This is a genomic window from Flavobacterium aureirubrum, assembly GCF_038739835.1.
In the GTDB taxonomy this organism is placed as follows: Bacteria; Bacteroidota; Bacteroidia; order Flavobacteriales; family Flavobacteriaceae; genus Flavobacterium; species Flavobacterium aureirubrum.
This window is the reverse complement of sequence record NZ_JBCGDO010000001.1, coordinates 170,025-192,933: the sequence shown is the minus strand read 5'-3', so window position 1 is coordinate 192,933 and position 22,909 is coordinate 170,025. Positions and strand designations below refer to the sequence as shown.

18 protein-coding genes are annotated in these 22,909 nt (G+C 35.9%); 8 read left to right on the top strand and 10 right to left on the bottom strand.

Annotated features, from left to right (window positions below):
- Positions 1–14: 14 nt before the first annotated feature.
- Both WFZ85_RS00845 and WFZ85_RS00840 read right to left on the bottom strand, forming a co-directional pair.
- Complete coding sequence (locus tag WFZ85_RS00845; RefSeq protein ID WP_342694392.1) at positions 15–785, bottom strand: GLPGLI family protein; 771 nt, start codon at positions 783–785, stop codon at positions 15–17.
- A 70-nt stretch (positions 786–855) separates the two neighbouring features.
- Complete coding sequence (locus WFZ85_RS00840; RefSeq protein WP_342694391.1) at positions 856–1,146, bottom strand: hypothetical protein; 291 nt, start codon at positions 1,144–1,146, stop codon at positions 856–858.
- 374 nt (positions 1,147–1,520) lie between these two features.
- On the opposite strand from WFZ85_RS00840, the gene WFZ85_RS00835 reads away from it, so the two are divergent.
- From WFZ85_RS00835 to WFZ85_RS00820, 4 genes are all read left to right on the top strand, one after another.
- Positions 1,521–2,048, top strand: a complete 528-nt coding sequence (locus tag WFZ85_RS00835) for a GNAT family N-acetyltransferase (protein WP_342694390.1) — start codon at positions 1,521–1,523, stop codon at positions 2,046–2,048.
- A 19-nt stretch (positions 2,049–2,067) separates the two neighbouring features.
- Positions 2,068–3,102: an endolytic transglycosylase MltG gene (gene mltG / locus WFZ85_RS00830; protein WP_413789719.1), complete on the top strand. Its 1,035-nt coding sequence runs from the start codon at positions 2,068–2,070 to the stop codon at positions 3,100–3,102.
- Positions 3,103–3,105: 3 nt separating this feature from the next.
- Positions 3,106–4,017, top strand: coding sequence for a DUF2279 domain-containing protein (locus WFZ85_RS00825; protein ID WP_342694389.1), 912 nt, complete (start codon positions 3,106–3,108; stop codon positions 4,015–4,017).
- A 97-nt stretch (positions 4,018–4,114) separates the two neighbouring features.
- The gene (locus tag WFZ85_RS00820) at positions 4,115–4,750 is read left to right on the top strand and encodes a peptidoglycan-binding protein LysM (RefSeq protein ID WP_342694388.1); all 636 of its coding nucleotides are present in this window, start codon (positions 4,115–4,117) and stop codon (positions 4,748–4,750) included.
- On the opposite strand, the gene WFZ85_RS00815 is transcribed toward WFZ85_RS00820, so the two are convergent.
- Genes WFZ85_RS00815 through dnaA form a run of 3 tightly spaced genes read right to left on the bottom strand, consistent with a single transcriptional unit; the run spans position 4,751 to position 7,455 of the window.
- Positions 4,751–5,473: an SAM-dependent methyltransferase gene (locus WFZ85_RS00815; protein ID WP_342694387.1), complete on the bottom strand. Its 723-nt coding sequence runs from the start codon at positions 5,471–5,473 to the stop codon at positions 4,751–4,753.
- 43 nt (positions 5,474–5,516) lie between these two features.
- The gene (locus WFZ85_RS00810) at positions 5,517–5,984 is read right to left on the bottom strand and encodes a low molecular weight protein-tyrosine-phosphatase (RefSeq protein WP_342694386.1); all 468 of its coding nucleotides are present in this window, start codon (positions 5,982–5,984) and stop codon (positions 5,517–5,519) included.
- Between the two features lie 43 nt (positions 5,985–6,027).
- Complete coding sequence (dnaA, locus tag WFZ85_RS00805; protein ID WP_342694385.1) at positions 6,028–7,455, bottom strand: chromosomal replication initiator protein DnaA; 1,428 nt, start codon at positions 7,453–7,455, stop codon at positions 6,028–6,030.
- A 185-nt stretch (positions 7,456–7,640) separates the two neighbouring features.
- On the opposite strand from dnaA, the gene WFZ85_RS00800 reads away from it, so the two are divergent.
- A complete protein-coding gene (locus WFZ85_RS00800; RefSeq protein ID WP_342694384.1) occupies positions 7,641–8,048 on the top strand; it encodes an acyl-CoA thioesterase in 408 nt (135 codons plus the stop codon).
- On the opposite strand, the gene WFZ85_RS00795 is transcribed toward WFZ85_RS00800, so the two are convergent.
- Genes WFZ85_RS00795 through ribD form a run of 3 tightly spaced genes read right to left on the bottom strand, consistent with a single transcriptional unit; the run spans position 8,045 to position 10,336 of the window.
- Positions 8,045–8,647: an IMPACT family protein gene (locus WFZ85_RS00795; RefSeq protein ID WP_342694383.1), complete on the bottom strand. Its 603-nt coding sequence runs from the start codon at positions 8,645–8,647 to the stop codon at positions 8,045–8,047. The genes WFZ85_RS00800 and WFZ85_RS00795 overlap by 4 nt on opposite strands.
- Before the next feature lie 47 nt (positions 8,648–8,694).
- Positions 8,695–9,303, bottom strand: coding sequence for an HAD family hydrolase (locus WFZ85_RS00790; protein WP_342694382.1), 609 nt, complete (start codon positions 9,301–9,303; stop codon positions 8,695–8,697).
- Positions 9,296–10,336, bottom strand: coding sequence for a bifunctional diaminohydroxyphosphoribosylaminopyrimidine deaminase/5-amino-6-(5-phosphoribosylamino)uracil reductase RibD (ribD, locus tag WFZ85_RS00785; RefSeq protein WP_342694381.1), 1,041 nt, complete (start codon positions 10,334–10,336; stop codon positions 9,296–9,298). Before ribD ends, WFZ85_RS00790 begins: the two co-directional genes overlap by 8 nt.
- 28 nt (positions 10,337–10,364) lie before the next feature.
- Between ribD and WFZ85_RS00780 the strand changes: the two genes are divergently transcribed.
- Complete coding sequence (locus tag WFZ85_RS00780; RefSeq protein WP_342694380.1) at positions 10,365–10,862, top strand: GNAT family N-acetyltransferase; 498 nt, start codon at positions 10,365–10,367, stop codon at positions 10,860–10,862.
- A 14-nt stretch (positions 10,863–10,876) separates the two neighbouring features.
- Entirely contained in the window at positions 10,877–11,773 is an 897-nt protein-coding gene (gene prmC / locus WFZ85_RS00775; RefSeq protein ID WP_342694379.1) for a peptide chain release factor N(5)-glutamine methyltransferase, read from the top strand.
- A gap of 89 nt (positions 11,774–11,862) precedes the next feature.
- Here prmC and WFZ85_RS00770 read toward each other — a convergent pair whose 3' ends face one another.
- Complete coding sequence (locus tag WFZ85_RS00770; RefSeq protein WP_342694378.1) at positions 11,863–13,107, bottom strand: ABC transporter permease; 1,245 nt, start codon at positions 13,105–13,107, stop codon at positions 11,863–11,865.
- Between the two features lie 151 nt (positions 13,108–13,258).
- On the opposite strand from WFZ85_RS00770, the gene hisS reads away from it, so the two are divergent.
- Positions 13,259–14,620 carry a histidine--tRNA ligase gene (hisS, locus tag WFZ85_RS00765; RefSeq protein ID WP_342694377.1) on the top strand — a complete coding sequence of 454 codons (1,362 nt, stop codon included), beginning with the start codon at positions 13,259–13,261 and terminating at the stop codon, positions 14,618–14,620.
- Positions 14,621–14,706: 86 nt separating this feature from the next.
- On the opposite strand, the gene WFZ85_RS00760 is transcribed toward hisS, so the two are convergent.
- Entirely contained in the window at positions 14,707–22,908 is an 8,202-nt protein-coding gene (locus tag WFZ85_RS00760) for a BspA family leucine-rich repeat surface protein (protein ID WP_342694376.1), read from the bottom strand.
- Position 22,909: the final 1 nt, after the last annotated feature.

The following is a 22,909-nucleotide window of genomic DNA, read 5'->3' as shown; positions in this document are numbered from 1 at the left end:
TTTAAAAATGAAAATTAATTTCTAATAATTATTTTTTTCTTTGTTATGGTTGTATTTCCTTCCTGAACTACTTCAGTTTCTGAATTTTGATTTTTAGTGCTACTAGAAGGTGTTTTATATAATTCATCCATAGTGTAAATTCTTTGATTATCAAAATTAGGTTTTTCAATTTTTACATCCGCATTAAAAATAATTTTATTCATTTCAAACCTTCTAAAATCATTTTCTGCATAAATAATTAAACCAGGTAGCCCATTAACATATTCAGGTCCACAATCTATAGGAATATCTTCGGTAAACCAAACCGTAAAATGCAATCCCCTTACATAAGCTGTTGCTTTTTTACATAAAAATTTATTAATCATCTTTGTTTCTTCTTCTATCTTCCAATTCCAATCAATCAACTTGTCTTTTACATAAGCGATTTCATCTATTCCTTTTGGTTGTGTAAAGCGTAATTCGTTAGCAGCATAATTTTTATAGACTATTTTTTCAACTTGATTGTAAAATAATCTTTCACTTACTTCTATTCCATTTTCAACATAAGTAGTGTCGTATGGTTTTATATTTAAAGATTTCGGATGATTTTTATAAAGCGACTCACCATTTTTATATTCCAATAAATATAAAAAAGACTTTGATGAAACAGCAAACATCCCTTTTGGTAATAATATTTTAGAATCTTCACTAATTTTTTTTGTTTCAAGATATTCTACATAAATACTTTGAGAGTACAAAAAATTGCCTACAACAAATATAACGGCAGTAAATATGAATCTTTTCATTATCTGTTAATGTTTAAATAGTTATGTCAACCCTACGTTTAAAGGGTTGACATAGTTTTACTATAATTATTTACTTAGTAGTGCCAATTTCGTAACAGGTAGTCCAAGTTAAATACACGTATGTTTCTATCGTTCCCCCAAACACTGGTTCGCTGCTAACTAATATCTTACGTATATGAGTTATACAATACTCATAATTCTCCGCACTTTCAATAACCATTGTTTTTATTGAATTTGAATCGTTTGAAACTTCTTTAGTTTCTGTGGTTGTAGTTATGTGATTTACTCTTTCCTCTGAAATAGTATTCGCAAAACTAATTGAAGCCATAAATAACATAGCAAATAAAATGATTTTTTTCATAATTTTAAAGTTTTAAAGTGTTAATTGATTATTAAATGCACAAAAAATGTCGACTAATTCTGCTTTACAACGTTAATCATATTTAATCATTGCAGTAATCTTTTTTAATGAAAACATTTTAACTTTTAGTAAGAAAATTTTAACTTTTAATAATTTTCATTTTTTTTTCTTTAATAGCCCTATAATATTCCTCATTTGTAAATGCTTGTCTGTAATGGATTTTTGTATTAAACAATTTTTTCTAGTGATAATTTCGTTGATTAATTACATTAATTCTTTTTTGTAGTTTTACTGAGAAAAAAAAGTTCAACAAGAATAGAATTAGCCCTTATATTCTGAAATCTAAAATCGTTTCTCAATATTCTTAATTATTTATGATCACATTACAAGGAAATAACATCTTTCTCCGTGCTCTCGAACCTGATGATTTAGAGTTTATTTATGCTATAGAAAATGATGAAAACATTTGGGAAGTGAGTACTACTCAAACTCCTTATAGCAAATTTCTCATTCGTCAATATCTTGAAAATGCCCACCAAGATATTTATGAAACCAAACAATTGCGGTTGGCTATTTGCAAAAACAACACATTTGAAGCTATTGGATTAATTGATTTATTTGATTTTGATGCCAAAAATCGTCGGGCAGGTATTGGTATAATCATTCAAAATGAAGCCAACAGAAATTCTGGTTTTGGGAAAGAAGCATTGACATTACTGATAAATTATAGTTTTCAACATTTGCAGTTGCATCAATTGTTTGCAAATATTGGCACAAAAAATCTACCAAGTATAGCACTTTTTACTACATTTGGATTTGAAAAAATAGGCGTTAAAAAAGATTGGAATTATACACACAATGCTTTTCATGATGAAGTATTGGTTCAATTAATAAATAAATAACCTCTTAATATTTATCACATTGAGGATTAATAAAATAACTGTTTTTAAAGCATTAGGCATAATTTTTATTGCTGTCTTTTTAATTATCTTTTTAAAATTTTTTACATCTAATACAAGTTTTGAAAAAGAAGAAGTTTATGTTCAAATTCCGACAGGAACTTCTTATGAAGATGTTGAAAAAATTATTAGTCCGCTTGTTACCAACATGAATAATTTTTTATTGGTTGCCAAACTTCGTTCCTATCCCGAAAATGTTAAACCAGGAAGATTTTTATTAAAAAAAGGAATGAGTGCTTTTCAATTAGTTGCCGCAATGCGCAGTAATGTTCCTGTAAAACTCGCTTTTAACAATCAAGAAAGGCTTGAGGATTTTTGCGAAAGGTTAAGTGCACAAATTGAGCCAGATACATCATCATTATTGGCGACATTTCGCGACTCTGCTTTTTTACATCAAAATGACTTTACCAGTGACAACGTTTTTGCCATGTTTTTGCCAAATACTTATGAAGTGTATTGGAATATTTCTGCGGAAAAATTTAGAAATAAAATGTTAGAAGAGTACAAACGTTTTTGGACTAAAGAGCGTCTTTTAAAATCTGCAGCATTGAATTTAACACCTGTGCAGGTCATAACACTTGCTGCCATTGTTCACAAAGAAACGGTAAAAAAAAGTGAGCGACCAATTGTTGCAGGAGTTTATTTAAACCGTTTGCAATTAGGAATGCCATTACAAGCAGATCCAACAGTGATTTATGCCTTAAAATTGCGAGATAATAATTTTGACCAAATTATCAAGCGCGTTTTGTACAATGATTTATTTGTACAATCGCCATACAACACATATCAAAATATTGGATTACCACCAGGACCAATTGCTATGCCTGATATAGACGCCATTGATGCTGTTTTGTCACCAGAAAAGCATCAATATATTTATTTTTGTGCTAGCGTTGAGCGATTTGGATACCACGAATTTGCCTCCACTATCGAACAACACAATAAAAATGCGAAGAAATATGCAGACTGGTTGAATGCACAAGGTACAAAAAGATAACGCTTGAAAACGACATTTTATTTCATTTTGTTTTTATGCTATTCGAGTTGCTTACAGTCGCAAAGTTCTTTTGAAAGTTTTTTTAAACCATCCGATACTTTAAATACAAAACGATTGCAGGCGATTGTAGTAGGAGAAGTTGCATTAGGTTCGGCAACTTTGATTGGTTTAAATCAACTGTGGTATGCTGATTATCCTCGATCTGATTTTCATTTTGTTAACGATAATGCAGAATGGTTGCAAATGGATAAAATGGGTCATGTGTTTTCTTCTTATCAATTGGGAAGTTATGGTGCTAGTATATTAAAATGGTCTGGTGCTAGTAGAAAAAGTCAATTAATTTATGGTTCTACTTTGGGACTAGCTTTTTTAACCGCGGTTGAAGTTTTTGATGGCTATTCAGATAATTGGGGCGCATCTGCTGGTGATGTTGCAGCCAATGTTGCCGGTACTGCCTTATACGTTTCACAAGATTTACTTTGGAAAGAGCAACGTATAGTTCCAAAATTCTCTTTTCATACCACACCTTATGCATCAGCTCGACCACAGGTTTTGGGAAGTTCCATTTCAGAACAAATTTTGAAAGATTACAACGGACAAACGTATTGGTTATCGGCAAATATTCACAGTTTTGCCAAGACATCCAAAATCCCAAAATGGTTTAATATTGCTTTTGGTTATGGTGCTGAAGGAATGATTACGGGAAGGAATGAATTTGTGAACACTGTTTTTCTCCCAGAGCGCGAAAGATACCGTCAATTTTATCTTAGTTTGGACCTAGATTTGACAAAAATTAAAACAAAATCTCATTTTGTTAAGACTATTTTAACAGTTTTTAATTTTATTAAAATCCCTGCTCCAACGTTTGAAATAAGGAGTAACGGAGGCACGAAGTTTCATTTTATCTATTTTTAAAGTAGTTCAACTGCTTGATATTCAATTTTATAATTTTATTTGTATATTTGCAACCGGAAATATCATGTCGGTGACAGCGCTTGAGAAATAAATTTTAATGATAAAAAAAGGAATTTTTTACACATCCATCCTACTAATTGTAGCTTTTTTAAGCTCTGGTTTTAAATCTTATAACTCCCAAATCAACCACTATTTTCGTGTTGATGAAAACGAAGAACTATTATATGTTTTTCCTTCTCAAAATATCATCGATTATGTAACCTTAAGAGTTCCATTTACAGGAAAATACTTTATTGGCTACAAAGAAGCTATTGCTCACAAAGAGTCACAAGGAAAATATAAAAGAATTAATACGCTCGGTTATTTAGGTAAATACCAATTTGGTATTGAAACTTTAAAATCGATTGGAATTCACGACAGTGTTGGGTTTCTAAATAATCCAAGACTCCAAGAAAAAGCATTTGTTGTATTACTTTCCAAAAACAAATACGAATTGCGAAATTACATTCAGTATTTTGAAGGAAAAGTAGTAGATGGTGTTAAAATTACCGAGTCAGGAATTTTGGCTGCGGCGCATCTTGGTGGTGTTGGTTCGGTTAAAAAATTTTTAAATTCTGATGGGGAAAGAGCCAAGAAAGATGCATATGGAACTTCGGTTAAGACGTACCTTCAAGATTTTGGAGGTTTTGAAACCCAAGGAATTGAAGCAATTAAAAATGCTAAAATAAAATAATTACATTTTGTGAATAATAAAAATAGTAGGTCGATTATGTAAGTCGACCTTTATTTTTTTCCACTCTGATACGCGTAATGTTTTGATATACTCAGTTGGCAGTGTGATATCGGTTGCAATACAAAGATGCGTGTTGGGTTGCAATATAGACAACAAATCCTCTAATAATTTATTATTTCGATAAGGTGTTTCAATAAAAATCTGTGATTGATTTTTACTATTTGATAGGTTTTCAAAGTTTTTTAAAGCCGTTTTTTTATCTCCTTTGTCTATTGGTAAATAGCCATTAAAAGCAAAGCTCTGTCCGTTCATTCCAGAACCCATCATCGCCAGAAGAATAGAAGAAGGACCAACTAATGGAATAACTTGTATTCCATTTTCGTGGGCTATCTTTACAATAACGGCACCAGGATCAGCAACGCCAGGACATCCTGCTTCGCTCATTAACCCAATATTTAATCCATTTAAACACGGAGCAATCATGGACTTGAAATCAGCACTATCTGTTCGTTTGTTTAGCAACAAAATTCGTAAACTGTCTTGAACTTTTTCAGGATGAATAGATTTTATAAATTTTCGAGCAGTCTTTTCGTTTTCAACAATATAGTCGTCTATAAAATCGATAGCTCTTTTTACGGTTTGTGGCAAAACATCATGAGGATTCATTTCACCCAAAGTTGTCGGAATTAAGTATAATTTTCCTCGGAGTGTTATGGGTTTCATTTTCTGAGCGTATTTTGATTGTCGGCGCTAATCTGTTTGAGAATTATGAGTGTTTCTCTACCAGTTTTTTAGCAATAATATCACAGGTTTCATCTAACATTTCATACACCATATCAAAGCCATTTTGAAGTCCATAATAAGGATCAGGAACATCAACATTTTCGCCAGGAAACAAATGATTGAGTATCATTTCAACTTTGTTTTTTTGTGTGTCGTTTTTTGCAAGTTCTACTACGTTATCATAATTGGAACTATCCATGACATAGATGTAATCAAAATAGTCAAAGTCTTTTGAAGTAAATTGTCTTCCTCGTTGATTTGAAATGTCTAAGCCATTTTTTTTGGCTGTTAGAATAGAGCGTGGGTCAGGTTGCTTACCAATATGATAATTTCCTGTTCCAGCGGAGTCTACGATAAATTTATCTTTTGGTAGTTTTGAAGCTAAGAGTCCTTCTGCTAAAGGCGACCGACAAATATTTCCAAGACAAACCATTAAAATTTTAACCGGCATATTTGGGTTTTTTAATGGACAAACTTAATCAAAAAAACACTAACTATAGTGATAGTTTTTTATGAATGTCGTCTACAAATTTTTTGAATTGTTTGTCAGTTGAAACAAGGTTGTCAACTGTTTTACAGGCATGCAATACTGTAGCGTGATCTCTATCACCTATCTGTGAACCAATATTTGCCAATGAAGATTTAGTGAATTTTTTAGCAAAAAACATGGCTAATTGTCTTGCTTGAACTACATGGCGTTTTCTAGTTTTTGATTGTAAAGTGTCAATATCCAGTTGGAAATAATCTGAAACTACTTTTTGAATATAATCTATAGAAATTTCTCGTTTTACGTTTTTAACAAATTTTTCAACGACACTTTTTGCTAAATCAAGAGTAACTTCTTTTTTATTGAATGACGATTGTGCAATTAATGAAATAATTGCACCTTCTAGTTCTCTGACGTTTGATTTGATATTTCGAGCAACATATTCAATGATGTCATCTGGCATATCCACTCCATCTCTATATAAAATATTTTTTAAGATAGAAATTCTAGTTTCATAATCGGGTTGATGCAATTCTGCCGACAATCCCCATTTAAAACGAGATAACAAACGTTGTTCGATATCTTGCATGTCAACAGGTGCTTTATCAGAGGTAAGAATTACTTGTTTGCCATTTTGATGTAAGTAATTGAAGATATGGAAGAATACATCCTGTGTTCCTGATTTGCCCGAGAGGAATTGAACGTCATCAATTATTAATACATCTATTAATTGGTAGAAATGAATAAAATCGTTTCTATTATTTTTCTTTACAGAGTCAATATATTGTTGTGTAAAAACTTCGGCGGAAATATATAAAACCGTTTTCTCAGGATATTTATCTTTGATTTCAACTCCAATGGCGTGTGCCAAATGGGTTTTTCCTAATCCAACACCTCCAAAAATTAATAATGGATTAAATGAAGTTCCGCCTGGCTTATTTGCTACAGCCATACCAGCAGAACGCGCCAATCTATTTGAGTCGCCTTCAAGAAAATTATCAAAGCTGTAATTAGGATTAAGTTGTGACTCTATTTTTAAATTTCTAATTCCTGGAATTACGAAAGGATTTTTAAGCTCTGGATTTAAATTTTTAAAAGGCGCATCAACTTCCTGAGATTTTAGTGGACTTCTATGAGAACTTGGCAATTGTTCTGTATAGGGTTGTTTATTACCATAAGTGTTCTCCATTTTAATTTTATAGAGTAACTTTGCGTTTTTTCCAAGTTCTTTAGTTAAGGCAACTTTTAATAATTTTACATAGTGCTCTTCGAGCCACTCATAGAAAAATTTACTAGGAACTTGAATATATAATGCGTTATCAGTAAGTTCAACTGATTTAATCGGTTCGAACCAAGTTTTGAAAGCTTGCTCTTGTATATTGTCTTTTATAAATTCTAGACAGTTTTCCCATACCGATTGCGCAGTTTTATTCATAATTGGTTTAAATATTAATGTTTTGTTTAGGTTATTTTCTAATAAAAGACAACAAAAATTGTCTCGTTTAATGGGGTAACAAATATGTGAATAAAATTTGTTAAAAAAAATTTTAATGGCATTGATTTTTAAAAAATATTGTTGTAAGGACAGCATTTAAAATAGATAAAAAGCAAAAAAATCAGATGAAAGAACATCAAATACAGGTTAGAGTTCGGTATTCAGAAACCGATCAAATGAGTGTCGTTTATCATGGTAATTATATACCTTATTTTGAAATGGGACGTGTGGAATGGCTTAGAAATAAAGGGGTTTCATACAAATCGCTTGAAGAAAGTGGTATTGCACTTCCTATTGTTTCTATGACAATAAATTACAAAAAACCAGCTCGTTATGATGATTTACTTACGGTGACTACAAAGTTTAAAAGTCAAAGTTCTGTGAAGATTGAATTTGATTGTGAAATCCATAACGAAAATGGGGAGTTGTTAACAACTGCGCAATTTATTTTAGTATTTGTGGCTGTAAATTCAGGAAAACCTATTGCTCCTCCAAACTATATTTTGGAGGTTTTACGCAGCGAGGAAAATTAAATCTTTTTTATTTCGATTTCAAACAGATTTTCAAAAATGTCGACTATCATCTCGGCATTTTTTTTTCTTGTAGAAAATAGTATTTCACACGTTTCGTCCATTTTTTGCGAAACAATTTCGAGATTTTTTTCTTTGATGATACGCATCACTTTATTCATGTTTTTGTAATCAAAATTAATTTGAAAATAAATAGCAATGGTTCTTTCTACTATATCGCTATTTTCTAATGCCATTTGTGCCGCAGTTTTGTAGGCTGAAATTAGCCCGCCAACGCCTAGTTTTGTTCCACCATAAATCCGAACAATAACAACTAGAGTATTAGTTACACCATAGGATTGAATTTGTCCATAGATTGGCAATCCAGCAGAGTTATTAGGTTCGCCATCATCGTTTGTTCTATAATGTTTTTTTGTTGTCCCTAATTGAAAAGCATAACAGAAATGTCCCGCTGCAGGATGTTCTGCTTTTAACAGTTCTAGATTTTTTTTAACATCTTCTTCTGTTGTAATTGGAAAGGTATAACCAAAAAATTTGCTGTTTTTTTCTTTAAGAAGTACTCCTTTTGAAGGCGAAACGATAGTTTTATAAGTGTCTGTCATTTCTTAATTTGAAGTGTAAAAGTAGTGGTTTGATTTTTGGAATTTTATTACAGTGGTAGGTGTTTTTGTTCAAATAAATCTACAACATCCTCTTTACCAACCTGTAAATTCCAAACATGCAGTCCAATACTTGCTGCTGCATCTGTATTTATTTTTTTATCGTCTACAAAAAGCGTTTTTTTAGGCGATAAATCATGTTTGCGTAATATGATGTTAAATATCTCGGGATCAGGTTTTCTTCTGCCCATTTCGAAAGAATAATATACTTTTTCGAAACAACGGTAAAAATCCGTGTAGAATGACATGCCTACTTTGTGTTCAAATCGGCTTATGTGAATAGAATCGGTGTTAGTGAGAAGAAATAGACGGTATTTACTAGCCAGCATTTGTAAAAATTCTAAACGATAGAGTGGAAAATCGCCAATTACTGCATTCCAAGCTTTAATAATATCTTCTATACCGGCGTTAGGAATACATTTCTCAAAACTTTTGATAAAGTCGATTTCGCTAATTTTTCCTTTCTCAAATAGATCATTATAGGCTACAAGTTCCTCATTTGGTCCATGCAATCCAATTTTTTTGAATTCATCGATTTGAGTTTCTTTTTCTAGGTTGATAAAAATATCACCAAAATCAAAAATAATTGCGTTAATCATGGTTTCTAAAAAGTTTAAGTTGGTTCTCTTTTATTTTAACAACAGTGTTTTCTATATATATAATAGGTGATTTTGTTCCGTTCTTTAATATATTGTTGCCAACAAATATTCTCGCTTCATCCCAAAGGTTGTCTTTTATAAAAGTTTCCAATGTCATTTTTCCTCCTTCTATAATAACCGATTGGACGTTATTTCTATAAAGAATTGCGCTTATATTTTTGGCAAGACGACTATCAAAGGTAGCATTTTCATATATACAATTCTCATTCGATGGCATATTTTCGATTTCAGTGATGAAAATTGTTCTTGTTTTTCCGTCGTTTACATAAAAATCTTTTGAAATTTTCCCTGATTTATCCAATACTATTCGTGTCGGATTTTGTCCAGTCCAATCCCGTACATCTAATTTAGGATTGTCATCGAGAACTGTTTTTGTTCCCACTAAAATGGCTTGTTCTTCACTTCTCCATTTGTGCACTAGTTGTCGAGAAAATTCATTAGATATCCATATTGGTTCTTTTTTTTCTTTATATAATGGTGCAATAAATCCGTCTGAACTTTCGGCCCACTTTAATATAATGTAGGGACGTTTTTTCTTGTGAAAAGTAAAAAATCGTTTGTTCAATTCGTTGCAATCATTTTCCAAAACGCCAACCGTTACATTTATACCGTTTTCTACTAATCTTTTAATGCCGTTTCCAGCGACCTTTTCGTTGGGGTCAATTGTGCCAATCACCACATTTGGGATTTTGTATTTGATAATTAAATCGCAACATGGAGGCGTTTTACCAAAATGGCTGCAAGGTTCTAATGATACATAAATGGTAGCTTTTGATAGAAGTGACTTGTCTTTTACTTTATTAATAGCGTTTACTTCGGCGTGTGGCTCGCCCGATTTCCGATGCCAACCTTCACCAATAATTCTGTTGTTATATACAATCACACTCCCAACCAACGGATTAGGATAGGTGGTTCCTAAACCATTTTTGGCAAGTTCAATGCAGCGATTGATGTATTTTTCATGTATCTTCACTTCGCAAAAATAAGCTATTAGTTTTACAATGTCAGTTGCCCAAATTAGAGAAATTCAAATACAAGATAATCAACAAATTGCTGCTGCAATTCGTGAAGTATTTATTTCAGATAATTTTCCAAAAACAGGAACCGCGTTCGAAGATCCACAACTTGATTTTATGTTTCAAACCTATAATAAAGACAAGTCTGTTTATTTTGTCATCGAAGAAAATGAAAAAATCGTCGGTGGTGCTGGGATTTCACAACTAGAAAATGCAACGTCTATGTTATGCGAATTACAAAAAATGTATTTATTAACCGGTTCGCGAGGCAAAGGTTTAGGGCAACAATTAATTAAGAAATGTTTGCAAAAAGCCAGCGAATTTGGCTATACTCACTGTTATCTCGAAACGCTCCGCGAAATGGTCATTGCGCAACATTTGTATAAAAAGATGGGTTTCGAATACCTCGAAAATCCTATCGGGAATACAGGTCATACTTCTTGTCCGGCATGGATGATTAAAGAGTTAGCCTCCAATTTTTAAACTCGAGATTCAAAATGTTTGTCAAAGAATTTAAAAATATTTTCAAAAAAGATTTGCTTCCATTCTATGATGAACAGGAAATAGATAGTTTCTTTTTTTTGACTTTAGAAAATTTGCATCAAATGAAGCGCTTAGATTTGGCGTTACAACCTAATTTTTATATTGAAAAAAACGAAATTCAACAATGGGAACAGGTGGTAGAAGAGCTAAAAGTTTATAAACCCATTCAATACATATTAGGTGCAACTGAGTTTTGCGGTTTACCTTTTTTAGTTAACGAAAATGTATTAATTCCGCGACCTGAGACTGAAGAATTAGTGGAGTTAATTGTTAAAGATTGTGAGTTGCTTCCATACACTTTGGCACCTAATTCCAAATTGAAAATACTCGACATTGGAACAGGTTCGGGTTGTATTCCTATTGCATTGAAAAAGTTTTTGCCAAATGCTGAAGTGTTCGCCATTGATATTTCCGACAAAGCATTAGAAGTGGCAAAAAAAAATGCTATTGCAAACCAAGTAACAATCAATTTTATTCAAGCCGATATTTTAAAAGTTTACGACCTACAAAACTTTTCCACTCCTAACTTTCCACTTTCCACTTCCTTCGACATCATCGTTTCTAATCCGCCTTATGTTCGCATGTTAGAAAAAACAGAAATTAGTCCTAATGTTTTGGAATATGAACCTCATTTGGCACTATTTGTTGAAGATAATGATGCCTTACTTTTTTATAGAAAAATAGCCAATTTAGCGAAGAATAGCCTAAAACCAAATGGGAAACTGTACTTTGAAATTAATCAATATTTAGGAAAAGAAACGTTGGCTTTAGTCGAAAGTTATGGTTTTAAAAACTGTGAACTTCATAAAGATATTTATGGCAATGATAGAATGATAAAATGTAACATATAATCACAAAGATTATATTTCACAGAGATTCAAAGAGAAAAATGAGACTCACAGAGTTTTAATAAATGCTTCAAACTCCCAACTTCCAACTTTTACTCATACCGCAGCGCCTCAATAGGGTCGAGTTGTGAGGCTTTGATGGCAGGATAGGAACCAGAAATGATAGCCACAATAAAACTGGTAATAAAAGCCGCCATGATGGCACCCCAAGGAATTACAAAATCCCAGCCTGCAGCCAAACAAATAAGATAACCAATAAGAATTCCAAATACAATCCCGAAAAGTCCTCCTATTTGTCCAATGGTCAATGTTTCTATAAAGAATTGAAAAGCAATCGTTTTTTTTGTGGCACCCAATGATTTTCGAACCCCAATTTCACGTGTGCGTTCTGTTACGGAAACTACCATGATATTCATCAAAGCGATAGACGAACCTAGAATAGTGATAATTCCCATTACCCAGGCAGAAATACTCAAAACTCCCGTTAGATTGGCAATTCGATTAATTAAATCATCGCTCCGCGAAACACCAAAATTGTCCTCTTCAATTGGGTTAAGTTTTCTCACTTTTCGCATCGTGCTAGTGGCATTGGCAACCGCATCGTCCAACAATTCTGTTTTTTCAATCATAGAACTTACAGAATAATTGATATTGGGCGCAGAAAATAACGACCGAGCTACTTGAATAGGGATAAGAACACGCAAATCTTGACTGTTACCAAAAGTGGAACCTCTTTCTTTTAACACACCTATCACCTTGAATTTTGCCCCGCGGATGGATAACATTTTTCCAATTGGGTTAACATCTTTAAACAATCCTTTGGAAACAAAATCAGAACCAACAATACAATTATATACATTATTGGAGATGTCAAAACTATTAAAGTTTCTCCCTTGTGTGGCTTCTAAACCAGAGTTGGGCATATAAAATTCATCTACACCAATTACAGTAATTTCGGGATCGGTTTTTTGATTGTCATATTTAACTTCGGCCGTTGAGGTGGCAATAAACGATAAGGAGGTTTGTGTAAAAGGATAATTGTAGAGTTCTTTATACCGCTTGGCTTCAAAATAGGAGATAATAGGATTAATCTTTTCAACTTCATCACCACCACTTCTTCTGTTTCTATTTTCATATTGATTGATGTTGAAGGTATTAGAACCCATGGAAGCAAAACTAGAATTTAAGTTATTATCGATAGCCGCAACCACGGTTAAAATCCCTACTAATGAAGTAATACCAATAGCAATAATTATTACCGTTAACACGGTGCGCAGCAATTGTGTTCTAATAGAACCCAAAGCGATTTTTACATTTTCTCTAAATAATCCAATCATAACAGTAATTTGTCACGAAGTTAACCCTTTTGTTACAAGAAAATTGCCTTGCTTGTAGAAATTAGTTTTAAAAAATAAGATATTTGCAAAATGAATTTTAAATGTTAAATATCAAATATTTAAAATCTAATATCAAAATCTAATATTTAAAATGGCACAAAAACCAAGTATTCCCAAAGGCACACGCGATTTTTCACCGGCTGAGGTGGCTAAACGAAATTATATTATTTCGGTAATGAGAGATCATTTTGAGAAATTTGGTTACCAACCCATAGAAACCCCTTCGTTTGAAAACTCCGATACGCTGATGGGAAAATATGGAGATGAAGGTGATCGATTGATTTTTAAGATATTGAATTCGGGGGATTATTTGGATGGCGTTTCTGCTGAGGATTTACAAATCAAAAATTACAAACAGCTTACTCCTAAAATCTCCGAGAAAGCCCTTCGTTATGACTTAACCGTTCCTTTTGCTCGTTATGTGGTGCAGCACCAAAGTGAGATTGAATTTCCGTTTAAACGCTATCAAATTCAACCTGTTTGGCGTGCTGACCGTCCACAAAAAGGAAGGTTCAGAGAGTTTTATCAATGCGATGCCGATGTGGTAGGTTCCACCTCTTTATGGCAAGAAGTAGAGTTGGTACAATTATACGATTCAGTATTTACAGCACTAGGTTTGGAAGGTGTTATCATCAAAATCAATAATCGAAAAATTTTATCTGGAATTGCAGAAGTGATTGGTGCATCGAATAAATTGATTGATTTTACAGTGGCTTTGGACAAATTGGACAAAATAGGAGTGGAAGCCGTGAAGAAAGAGATGCTAGAGAAAGGAATTTCCGAAGGAGCGTTGGAAAAAGTACAACCTTTGTTTCATTTCACAGGAACAATTCATGAGAAAATAGCTAAACTTTCAACTTTACTTTCTGCTTCTGAAGAAGGAAAGGAAGGAATACGTGAACTGCAATTTATTTGCGATAACATCGCTAAACTGGGATTAAAAAAATCCATTTTAGATTTGGATGTGACTTTGGCGAGAGGATTAAACTATTATACCGGAGCTATTTTTGAAGTAGCACCTCCAGCTACAGTTGCTATGGGTTCTATTGGCGGCGGCGGTCGCTATGATGATTTGACAGGAATTTTCGGTTTAAAGAACATGAGCGGTGTTGGGATTTCTTTTGGTTTGGATAGAATTTATTTGGTTTTAGAGGAATTGAATTTATTTCCACAAACGGTTACTATTGCTACCAAAGTATTGTTTTTAAATTTTGGCGAAAGCCAAACTTTTGAAGTTATGAAAGCCATTACATTACTTCGAAATCAAAACATCAAAGCAGAGATGTATCCCGATAACGCTAAGATTGATAAGCAATTTAAACATGCAGAGCGACGAGGAATTCCGTTTGTTGTGAAAGAAATTCTTGGTTCAAGTTTTATCTTAAAAGACATTCAAACTGGAGAGCAAATGCAATTAAATATTACGGAACTCATTCATAAACTCTCTGATTAGTTTGACAAAAGATTTAAAATAAAAAATCCCCGAGTGGGGATTTTTTTTAAAATGCAGTTTAGTGTCAAATAAAAAGCAAAATAGAATTATTTTTTAACCAAGATTTTTTTCGTGATTTCACCACCGTCAGTAAATACTTTTACGATATACGTTCCTGTACTTACATCGGATACTTTTAGTTGAATATCGGCTTGGCTTTGGTTGTCAATTTTCCAATTAGTTACTTGTTGTCCTAATAAGTTAAATAATGAAACAGATTTTACAGTTACTTCTTGTAACACATTTTTGATAGTAATCATATTATTTGATTGTGAATGTATCACCGCAATTCCTTGGTTTTCTTCATTGTCAGTTGTGCCAAGTGAAGATCCATTAGTAAATCGCAAAGTAAATCGAGTTTCGTAAATTCCTGCTGGAAGATTTACCTGATAAGGTTGTGATTTGATACTGTTGTATGTATTAGTCACATTATCGTGTATATAAATTTCTTGGCCATCACTAAAGTTTTCCTTTCCATCAACTTGGAAAGTAACATTACCAGAAGTTGCATTTTTAACACCAATTGGATATATGTTGTTTACATTGAAGAAACCATCACCATTAATGTTTAATTTTCTTGTTCCGTTAATGAAATACATGTCATTAGTTAGTGTTTCGATGCTCAATCCGTCATATCCTTCATCATATCCTGCTGTTGCATTTTGATCCATAAATCCTAACAATATTTGTCTATGATAACTGTTAGTGGAGGTATACCCCAATCTCAATTTCATAAACTCTTCAGTTGTAAAACTGTCATTTGCATTATTGTTTGCTGCACTAGAGGAAACAGTAGGATTAGCATTAGTTCTGAACAATGAATATGAATTTTCATTATCTTCTTTTACAAATAGTCTTTGACCATTATTAAATGTAATTGTTCCTCCTGTTGGTGTACCCGTTACAAAGAAACCTTGTCCCACAGGAATGAATCTATTTGGAGTTTTATTACTTGATCCCAAACCACTTATTCCTATTGGAGCTACTGGAGCTGTTCCACCTACTTTTGTATAAGTCGCATAACCACCTTGATACTCAATTGTATTATGAGAAGAATTTGTGTCAAAGTGTTCCCAGAAGAACAAAGTACCATTGATACTAGCAACATTGTCATCAATAAATTGGTCAGCATCGATTGCGGAAGGATAAGGGTTACCACATAGGTTTAAGTTATTAGCCCCAACTGTTGAGGTAATCGTTCCGTTATTTGGTTTACCAACAAAAGTATAGTTTTGATTAGGAGTTGCAACGCCACTTCCTTTCATAGTAAAACCTTGTCCAGGTAGTAAGATTCCGTTTTGTCCCACAGAAGACCAATTAGCATAGCTATTAGTTGAGTTTTGGAATTTGAATATCCAGTAGCTACTCAATGTGATTGGGCTAGTAGCTGCACCGTTGATACCGCTTGTCCAAGTTATGTTTTGTGGTGTAGCTGTAGTACCATCTTTCATCACTCCGTTTACAGTAAACCCATGATTAACAGTACTGTTGTTAATTGAACTTACAGGCGATGACCAATAGTTATAGTTAAATATTTTACGATTTCCTTGTTGGTCTCTTTCTACAAATCCAGCACTTGTAGCATCTAAATCGCTATTCGTAGTTTGAACCAATTGTGATTTTCCAACTAAGTCAATTTTTCCATCTAATTTTAAATACCAATCATTCTGGATTTTCGTATCGTTGTTCATTGTAATGGTTATGTTAGGATCAACAAACAGCGCTAAGTTAGTTACATTAGCAGTCTCGCTGATGTCATGTTTTACTTGAACAATCGAATAATCATAATCCAATACGTCCATACCACGAATGTCTTTTGAAGAATCGTTTACAGCAGTAGCGAAAGTCCCCGTTGTTCTCGTAACAAAAGGCATTGGAGCTTCTTGAACTTTGATAGCTTTGTGGTTGTAGATTTTCATTCCCGTTCCTATATCAACAGTAGCGGTTGTAAAGTCGTCGACGATATCATCTTTATAGGCATCCATTCTGTAGTTTCTTAACATACTGGTGTAAGGTAGGGATTGAATGTCTTTAGGAACAATTGTACCACGTACTTGCGAGCCAGTATTTTGCACTTCTTGATATACCATTCTTTGGAATTGTAAGTCTGTTAAAGCCACATTAAATATTCTAACCTCGTCTATTTTCCCTCTGAAATAGTTTGAGTCAGCAATTGGGTTTTTACCTAAGGTCAAGGCAGCAGAAGCAATACTTCCGGTAGCGGCACCGCTGGCAACCATTACACCGTTGAGGTATAATTTTACTGTTGAACCATTATATACGGCACCTACATGGTACCATTGTGAGGTGTTCAATACAGCCGTAGAATAAGGTATCATAGTAGTCGAAAAGCTTACAGTCGATCCATTTACGACCGCCTCTAGATTTCTACTGCTGTTGATTCTCAATTGGAAACCAGGTTGACCCGCAATTACTCCAGTGGCAGAAAAAGCGCTATTCAAATTAATCCAAGCCATGATGGTTTCGTTGGCCAATACCCCAAGGGCAGTGGCATCCTGACCGTAGTCGTTTCGTCCATCAAAGTCTAAGTAAAGTTTTCTATTCAAATCTCTTGGAGAACCTTTCACCGTGGTATTGGTGTCGAAAGTATCTAATAAACCATCGTTATCAACATCAACAGTACCATCTATTTTTCCGTCATTATTGGTATCCAATGCACTGTATAATGTTTCGGCGATGTCTTTTATGCCGTCACTATTTGAATCGATTTGCATAAAATCAGGAGTTCCATTTCCATCGGTATCTTGTGCATAAGCTCTTGCTGTTGTTCCAAACGATACGAAGTTATCATAAACATTTAGTAATCCATCTCCATCACCATCCAATCCGTCACCATTTCCATCGCCATTACTATCTCCGTCGCCATTCAATAGGTTGGCTTCATCTACATCAAATAGTGAGTCGTTATCGCTATCTAAATCTAAGAAGTTAGGCACTCCAATTCCGTCTGTGTCTGGCAAAAGATACGTCCCTGCCGTAATCATCGAATCAATATAATCATTAATTCCGTTGGCATTAGCATCAACCCAAGTGGTAGCACTGCTTCTATCCATTGTTGATTTTCCGTTACTGTATGCCTTAAATCCTGCTTCTTCAATATCTGGAATTCCATCATTATCAGCATCAATATCAAGAGTATCAATCACGCCATCGCCATCTGAGTCAATACAGCATTCTAAGGTATCAATAATTCCATCGTTGTCATCGTCTCCATCGGCAGCATCTCCAACACCATCACCATCGGTATCTCTTGTTACCGTTATGGTACCAGTTGCATTAACAGTACCACAACCACCAATTAAAGGGATACTATAATTGAAAATTCCTAATACTGTTGGCGTACCACTAATCGTAATAGTATTACTTGCCCATATTGCTGTAACACCAGTGGGTAATCCTGTTGCTGCACCAATACCTGTAGCACCAGTTGTAGCATGTGTAATAGTGGTTAAAGCAGTATTGATGGTCACAGTGGGTGTTGATGATGCCACTCCCGGTGTATTGGCTGGGGTAACTGTAATGATACCAGTTGCATTCACCACACCACAACCACCAGTTAGAGGAATACTGTAGTTGAACGTTCCAGAAGCCGTTGGCGTTCCTGAAATTGTAATTGTATTACTTGCCCAAGCAGCCGTTACGCCGGCAGGTAAACCTGTTGGAGTTCCTATTCCTGTAGCGCCTGCGGTAGTATGCGTGATGTTCGTTAAAGTAGTATTGATACAAAGCGTTGGCGTTGATGAAGCCGCTCCTGCTGCATTAGTAGGAGTAACTATAATGGTTCCGGTAGCGGCAACGCTACCACATCCTTCCGCAAGCGGGATACTATAATTGAAAGTTCCAGATGCTGTGGGGGTTCCGCTTATAGTAATTGTATTTGCAGCCCACGATGCCGTTACTCCTGCAGGAAGTCCGATTGGTGTTCCAATACCTGCGGTAGCTACAGTTGTGTGTGTAATGGCAGTGAGTGGTGTATTTATGCACAAAGTGGGTGTAGATGAGGCCGTGCCCACACTAAATTCTGGAAGCACCGTTACGCTAGTAGTAGCACTAGTACCACTGCATCCGTTGGCAGCAGTTACAGTAACACTGTATGTACCGGAAGTATTGACGGTGATTGATTGTGTGGTAGCGCCAGTACTCCACAAGTAACTGCTAGCAGCAGTGCTGGTAAGCGTTGTACTACCCCGCACCACAGCCGATGGACCTGTAACATTATAATAGAGGGATTGCTGGTATTCCAGAATCTGTCGCTCCGTTGTACTCAGTGCTGAATCAAACGCTATCATTTCCGATACATCCCCACTAAATGGATGTGCGGTGGTAGTGGGTACTACACCCATGGCAATTTCACCGTTAGCAACAACGTTTGGGGTAATATCTATTCCACTAACCAGCGTGGTTGGGGTTACAGAGCCGTTGTAAAAAGCATTCAATCCTGTCGAAATCATACCGGAAGTATAGATCCAGGTTTTCAGGTCAAGCACACTGGCGGTGGTTGTATTGCCAAACTTACCTCGCGAAAGCATTTCAATTGAATTTTGTCCTGATGCATCGATCCAAAGACCAACACGGCAACCATTGTACGCGTTATTGCCCCAACCAAAAACCTCTGCAAAAGTGTTCGATCTGCTTGTTAATGCCAAAATACTAAAGGGGTTACTGCCTGATGATACTGTCCCTACACGGCGCAGCGACTGGTTTCCGTTGAACCGCACCGTCGGTAATCCGTTACGGAGCAATATCACACCTGCGGAAACGATCTGAGGTTGGTTAATTGCATTGGACTGACTTAGGTGTTTCGAATTGCCGCTCTGGTCATACCAGGTGTCTACGAAACCATCGCCGGTTGACACAAAATTCATTAATGCCACTGTATTCAAATTCCCACTCACTGTAAAACCGATATCGAGGGTAGTGTTGTCGCTACTGCGTCTTACCCTAATGGCAGGTCCTGTATATGCACAATGTAGTTTACGTAAACCATATGCTACATTTGCGTTACTGGATATAAGACTTAAGGCGGGCGTAGTGCTAACACTGGCGCTAATGGTTGGTATAGACAAGGGGTTAACTGTAATGATACCTGTTGCATTTACCGAACTACAACCGCCCGTTAAAGGAATGCTGTAGTTGAAAGTGCCAGATGCTGTTGGTGTACCGCTGATGGTAATGGTATTACTTGCCCATGAGGCACTTACGCCAGCAGGTAATCCATTGGCTCCTGCTACTCCCGCATTGGAAATACCGGTTGCCACTGTGGTTGTATGGGTGATATTTGTTAAAGCTGTATTGATACATACTGTAGGTGTTGTTGAAGCTGCTCCCGCTGTATTCGTTGGATTAACTGTAATGGTTCCTGTTGCATTTACCGAACTACAACCGCCCGTTAAAGGAATGCTGTAGTTGAAAGTGCCCGATGCTGTTGGTGTACCGCTAATTGTAATTACATTAGCTGCCCAGCTAGCAGTAACACCTGATGGCAAACCGGTTGCAGCACCAATTCCAGTAGCGCCAGTGGTGGTATGCGTTATGTTTGTTAAAACAGTATTGATGCACAAGGTTTGTGTAGAACTTGCTGCTCCTACAGCAAAAGGCGTATCACCTGTAATGGTCCATCCTTTACCGCCACTGCCGGTTGCTAAAACCAAATTGGCTCTGGCTGCCGTGGCTTGCGGGCCATAGGTTCTGCCAGTAGCACCAAGTGTTCTACCGTTAGGAGTGATCGGATTGGCATTCCAGCCTACAAGCGTGGCAGCATAATTGGCACAATCCATACCGGAATTGTTTAGCATGATGCCCAAATTAACAGTGGCATTCAAGTTCCAGTTGCCTATATTTTGATTGAAGGATGTGGCTAAATCAAACATCCGAAACATGTTAGTTACTGCAGCCGTATTCCAGTTATTGATAGTACTGCTTCCTCCATTATTAAATGCAGTGGCACCATTGAACATCTGTTGCATGCTAGTAACAGCCCCGGTATTCCAACTTCCAATGTTTTGGTTAAAGCTGATGGCACTCGCAAACAACCCACCCATATTAGTTACAGCAGCAGTATTCCAGCTTCCGATATTTTGATTAAAGCTGTTGGCATTTTGAAACATCGCATTCATATTTGTTACCGCCGCCGTATTCCAGCTTCCAATATTTTGGTTAAAGTTAGTGGCACCCATAAACATCGCACCCATATTTGTTACCGCCGCCGTATTCCAGCTTCCGATGTTTTGATTGAAGGCTGTGGCTTGTTGAAACATAAAGGACATATTAGTAACAACTCCAGTATTCCAGCTTCCAATGTTTTGGTTAAAGATTTTGGCATCCAGAAACATCGAACCCATATTGGTTACCGCCGCTGTATTCCAGCTTCCGATGTTTTGATTGAATGCTGTTGCTAATCTAAACATTCCACTCATGTTTACAACAGCTGCCGTATTCCAGGAATTAATATTTGAAGGGCCATTTAAGGTTGAACAACCTTGAAACATGGATTCCATGCTGGTACACGAAGTTAAAACAGGAAGGTCCGTAGCGGTTATGTTTAAGTTATTGCAACCAAAAAATGCGGATTGCATGCTGGTCCATACCGTTGTGCCCCATTGTTCTACATCCAACAATCTGCTTCTATCTGTACCATTGTTGATGTTTATTCTTTGAAAATTGGTTGGATAAATACCCAAACGTATGGTAGCACCCGCAGGCAAACCCGTAATGGTTAAAGTAGTTCCTGAGAAAGTGCCCGAACCTGTTAATGCCGCACCCCCGATTTGTTGCCAGTAGTAAGTTACGGTTCCACTGGTTGCAGTACCAATGCTTAATTGCGTAGCACCACTACCTGTTGTGGCTAAATTCCATCGGGTGATAAAGGCACCACAATTGGTGGCACTTAGGGCATCACCTATAATAGTCCATCCTTTACCGCCACTGCCGGTTGCTAAAACCAAATTGGCTCTGGCTGCTGAAGCTTGCGCGCCATAGGTTCTGCCAGTAGCACCCAGTGTTCTACCGTTAGGAGTGGTCGGATTGGCATTCCACCCTACAAGCGTGGCAGCATAATTGGCACAATCCATACCGGAATTGTCTAGCATAAAGGTCAAATTAACAGTGGCATTCAATCTCCAATTGCCTATATTTTGATTGAAGGATGTGGCACCAGAAAACATCTGACTCATAAAGGTTACCGCGCCGGTATTCCAGTTTCCAATGTTTTGATTGAAGCTGCTGGCATTTTGAAACATCCCACTCATAAGGGTTACCGCCGCCGTATTCCAGCTTCCGATGTTTTGATTAAAGCTGTTGGCATTTTGAAACATCTGTGCCATATTAGTAACAGCTCCAGTATTCCAGCTTCCAATATTTTGGTTAAAGCTAGTGGCAAAGCTAAACATCCCATTCATATTGGTTACCGCCGCCGTATTCCAGCTTCCGATGTTTTGATTGAAGGCTGTGGCTTGTTGAAACATAAAGGACATATTAGTAACAGCGACAGTATTCCAGCTTCCAATGTTTTGGTTAAAGCTAGTGGCTGCAGCAAAAATCCCATTCATATTGGTTACCGCCGCCGTATTCCAACTGTTTATATTTTGGTTGAAGGCAGTTGCACTTAAAAACATATGTTGCATGGTAGTAACAGCCCCGGTATTCCAACTTCCAATGTTTTGGTTAAAGCTCGTGGCATTTCTAAACATAAAACTCATATTCGTTACCGCAGCTGTATTCCAAGAATTAATGTTAGTAGGACCATTTAAGACGGTACAACCTTGAAACATGGTTTGCATGCTAGTACACGAAGTTAAAACAGGAATATCTGTAGCGGTTATGTTTAAGTTATTACAACCAAAAAATGCGGTTGCCATACTGGTCCATACCGTTGTGCCCCATTGTTCTACATCCAACAATCGGCTTCTATCAGCACCATTGTTGATGTTTATTCTTTGAAAATTGGTTGGGTAAATACCCAAACGTATGGTAGCACCTGTAGGCAAACCAGTAATGGTTAAAGTAGTTCCTGAGAAAGTGCCCGAACCTGTTAATGCCGCACCTCCGATTTGTTGCCAGTAGTAAGTTACGGTTCCACTAGTTGCAGTACCAATACTTAATTGCGTAGCACCGCTACCTACTGTAGCTAAATTCCAGCGGGTGATAAATTCACCCTGCGCAAATAAAACGGATGGAAGTAAGATTAGCAAAAAAGTAAGTAATTTTTGGGAAAGTTTTTTATTTGACATG

What these genes read in the sequence shown, in the direction of transcription:
- WFZ85_RS00845 (WP_342694392.1), bottom strand. Translation starts at nt 785, where the DNA reads ATGAAAAGATTCATATTTACTGCCGTTATATTTGTTGTAGGCAATTTT.
- WFZ85_RS00840 (WP_342694391.1), bottom strand. Translation starts at nt 1,146, where the DNA reads ATGAAAAAAATCATTTTATTTGCTATGTTATTTATGGCTTCAATTAGT.
- WFZ85_RS00835 (WP_342694390.1), top strand. Translation starts at nt 1,521, where the DNA reads ATGATCACATTACAAGGAAATAACATCTTTCTCCGTGCTCTCGAACCT.
- WFZ85_RS00820 (WP_342694388.1), top strand. Translation starts at nt 4,115, where the DNA reads ATGATAAAAAAAGGAATTTTTTACACATCCATCCTACTAATTGTAGCT.
- WFZ85_RS00815 (WP_342694387.1), bottom strand. Translation starts at nt 5,473, where the DNA reads ATGAAACCCATAACACTCCGAGGAAAATTATACTTAATTCCGACAACT.
- WFZ85_RS00810 (WP_342694386.1), bottom strand. Translation starts at nt 5,984, where the DNA reads ATGCCGGTTAAAATTTTAATGGTTTGTCTTGGAAATATTTGTCGGTCG.
- dnaA (WP_342694385.1), bottom strand. Translation starts at nt 7,455, where the DNA reads ATGAATAAAACTGCGCAATCGGTATGGGAAAACTGTCTAGAATTTATA.
- WFZ85_RS00800 (WP_342694384.1), top strand. Translation starts at nt 7,641, where the DNA reads ATGAAAGAACATCAAATACAGGTTAGAGTTCGGTATTCAGAAACCGAT.
- WFZ85_RS00795 (WP_342694383.1), bottom strand. Translation starts at nt 8,647, where the DNA reads ATGACAGACACTTATAAAACTATCGTTTCGCCTTCAAAAGGAGTACTT.
- WFZ85_RS00790 (WP_342694382.1), bottom strand. Translation starts at nt 9,303, where the DNA reads ATGATTAACGCAATTATTTTTGATTTTGGTGATATTTTTATCAACCTA.
- WFZ85_RS00780 (WP_342694380.1), top strand. Translation starts at nt 10,365, where the DNA reads ATGTCAGTTGCCCAAATTAGAGAAATTCAAATACAAGATAATCAACAA.
- prmC (WP_342694379.1), top strand. Translation starts at nt 10,877, where the DNA reads ATGTTTGTCAAAGAATTTAAAAATATTTTCAAAAAAGATTTGCTTCCA.
- WFZ85_RS00770 (WP_342694378.1), bottom strand. Translation starts at nt 13,107, where the DNA reads ATGATTGGATTATTTAGAGAAAATGTAAAAATCGCTTTGGGTTCTATT.
- hisS (WP_342694377.1), top strand. Translation starts at nt 13,259, where the DNA reads ATGGCACAAAAACCAAGTATTCCCAAAGGCACACGCGATTTTTCACCG.
- WFZ85_RS00760 (WP_342694376.1), bottom strand. Translation starts at nt 22,908, where the DNA reads ATGTCAAATAAAAAACTTTCCCAAAAATTACTTACTTTTTTGCTAATC.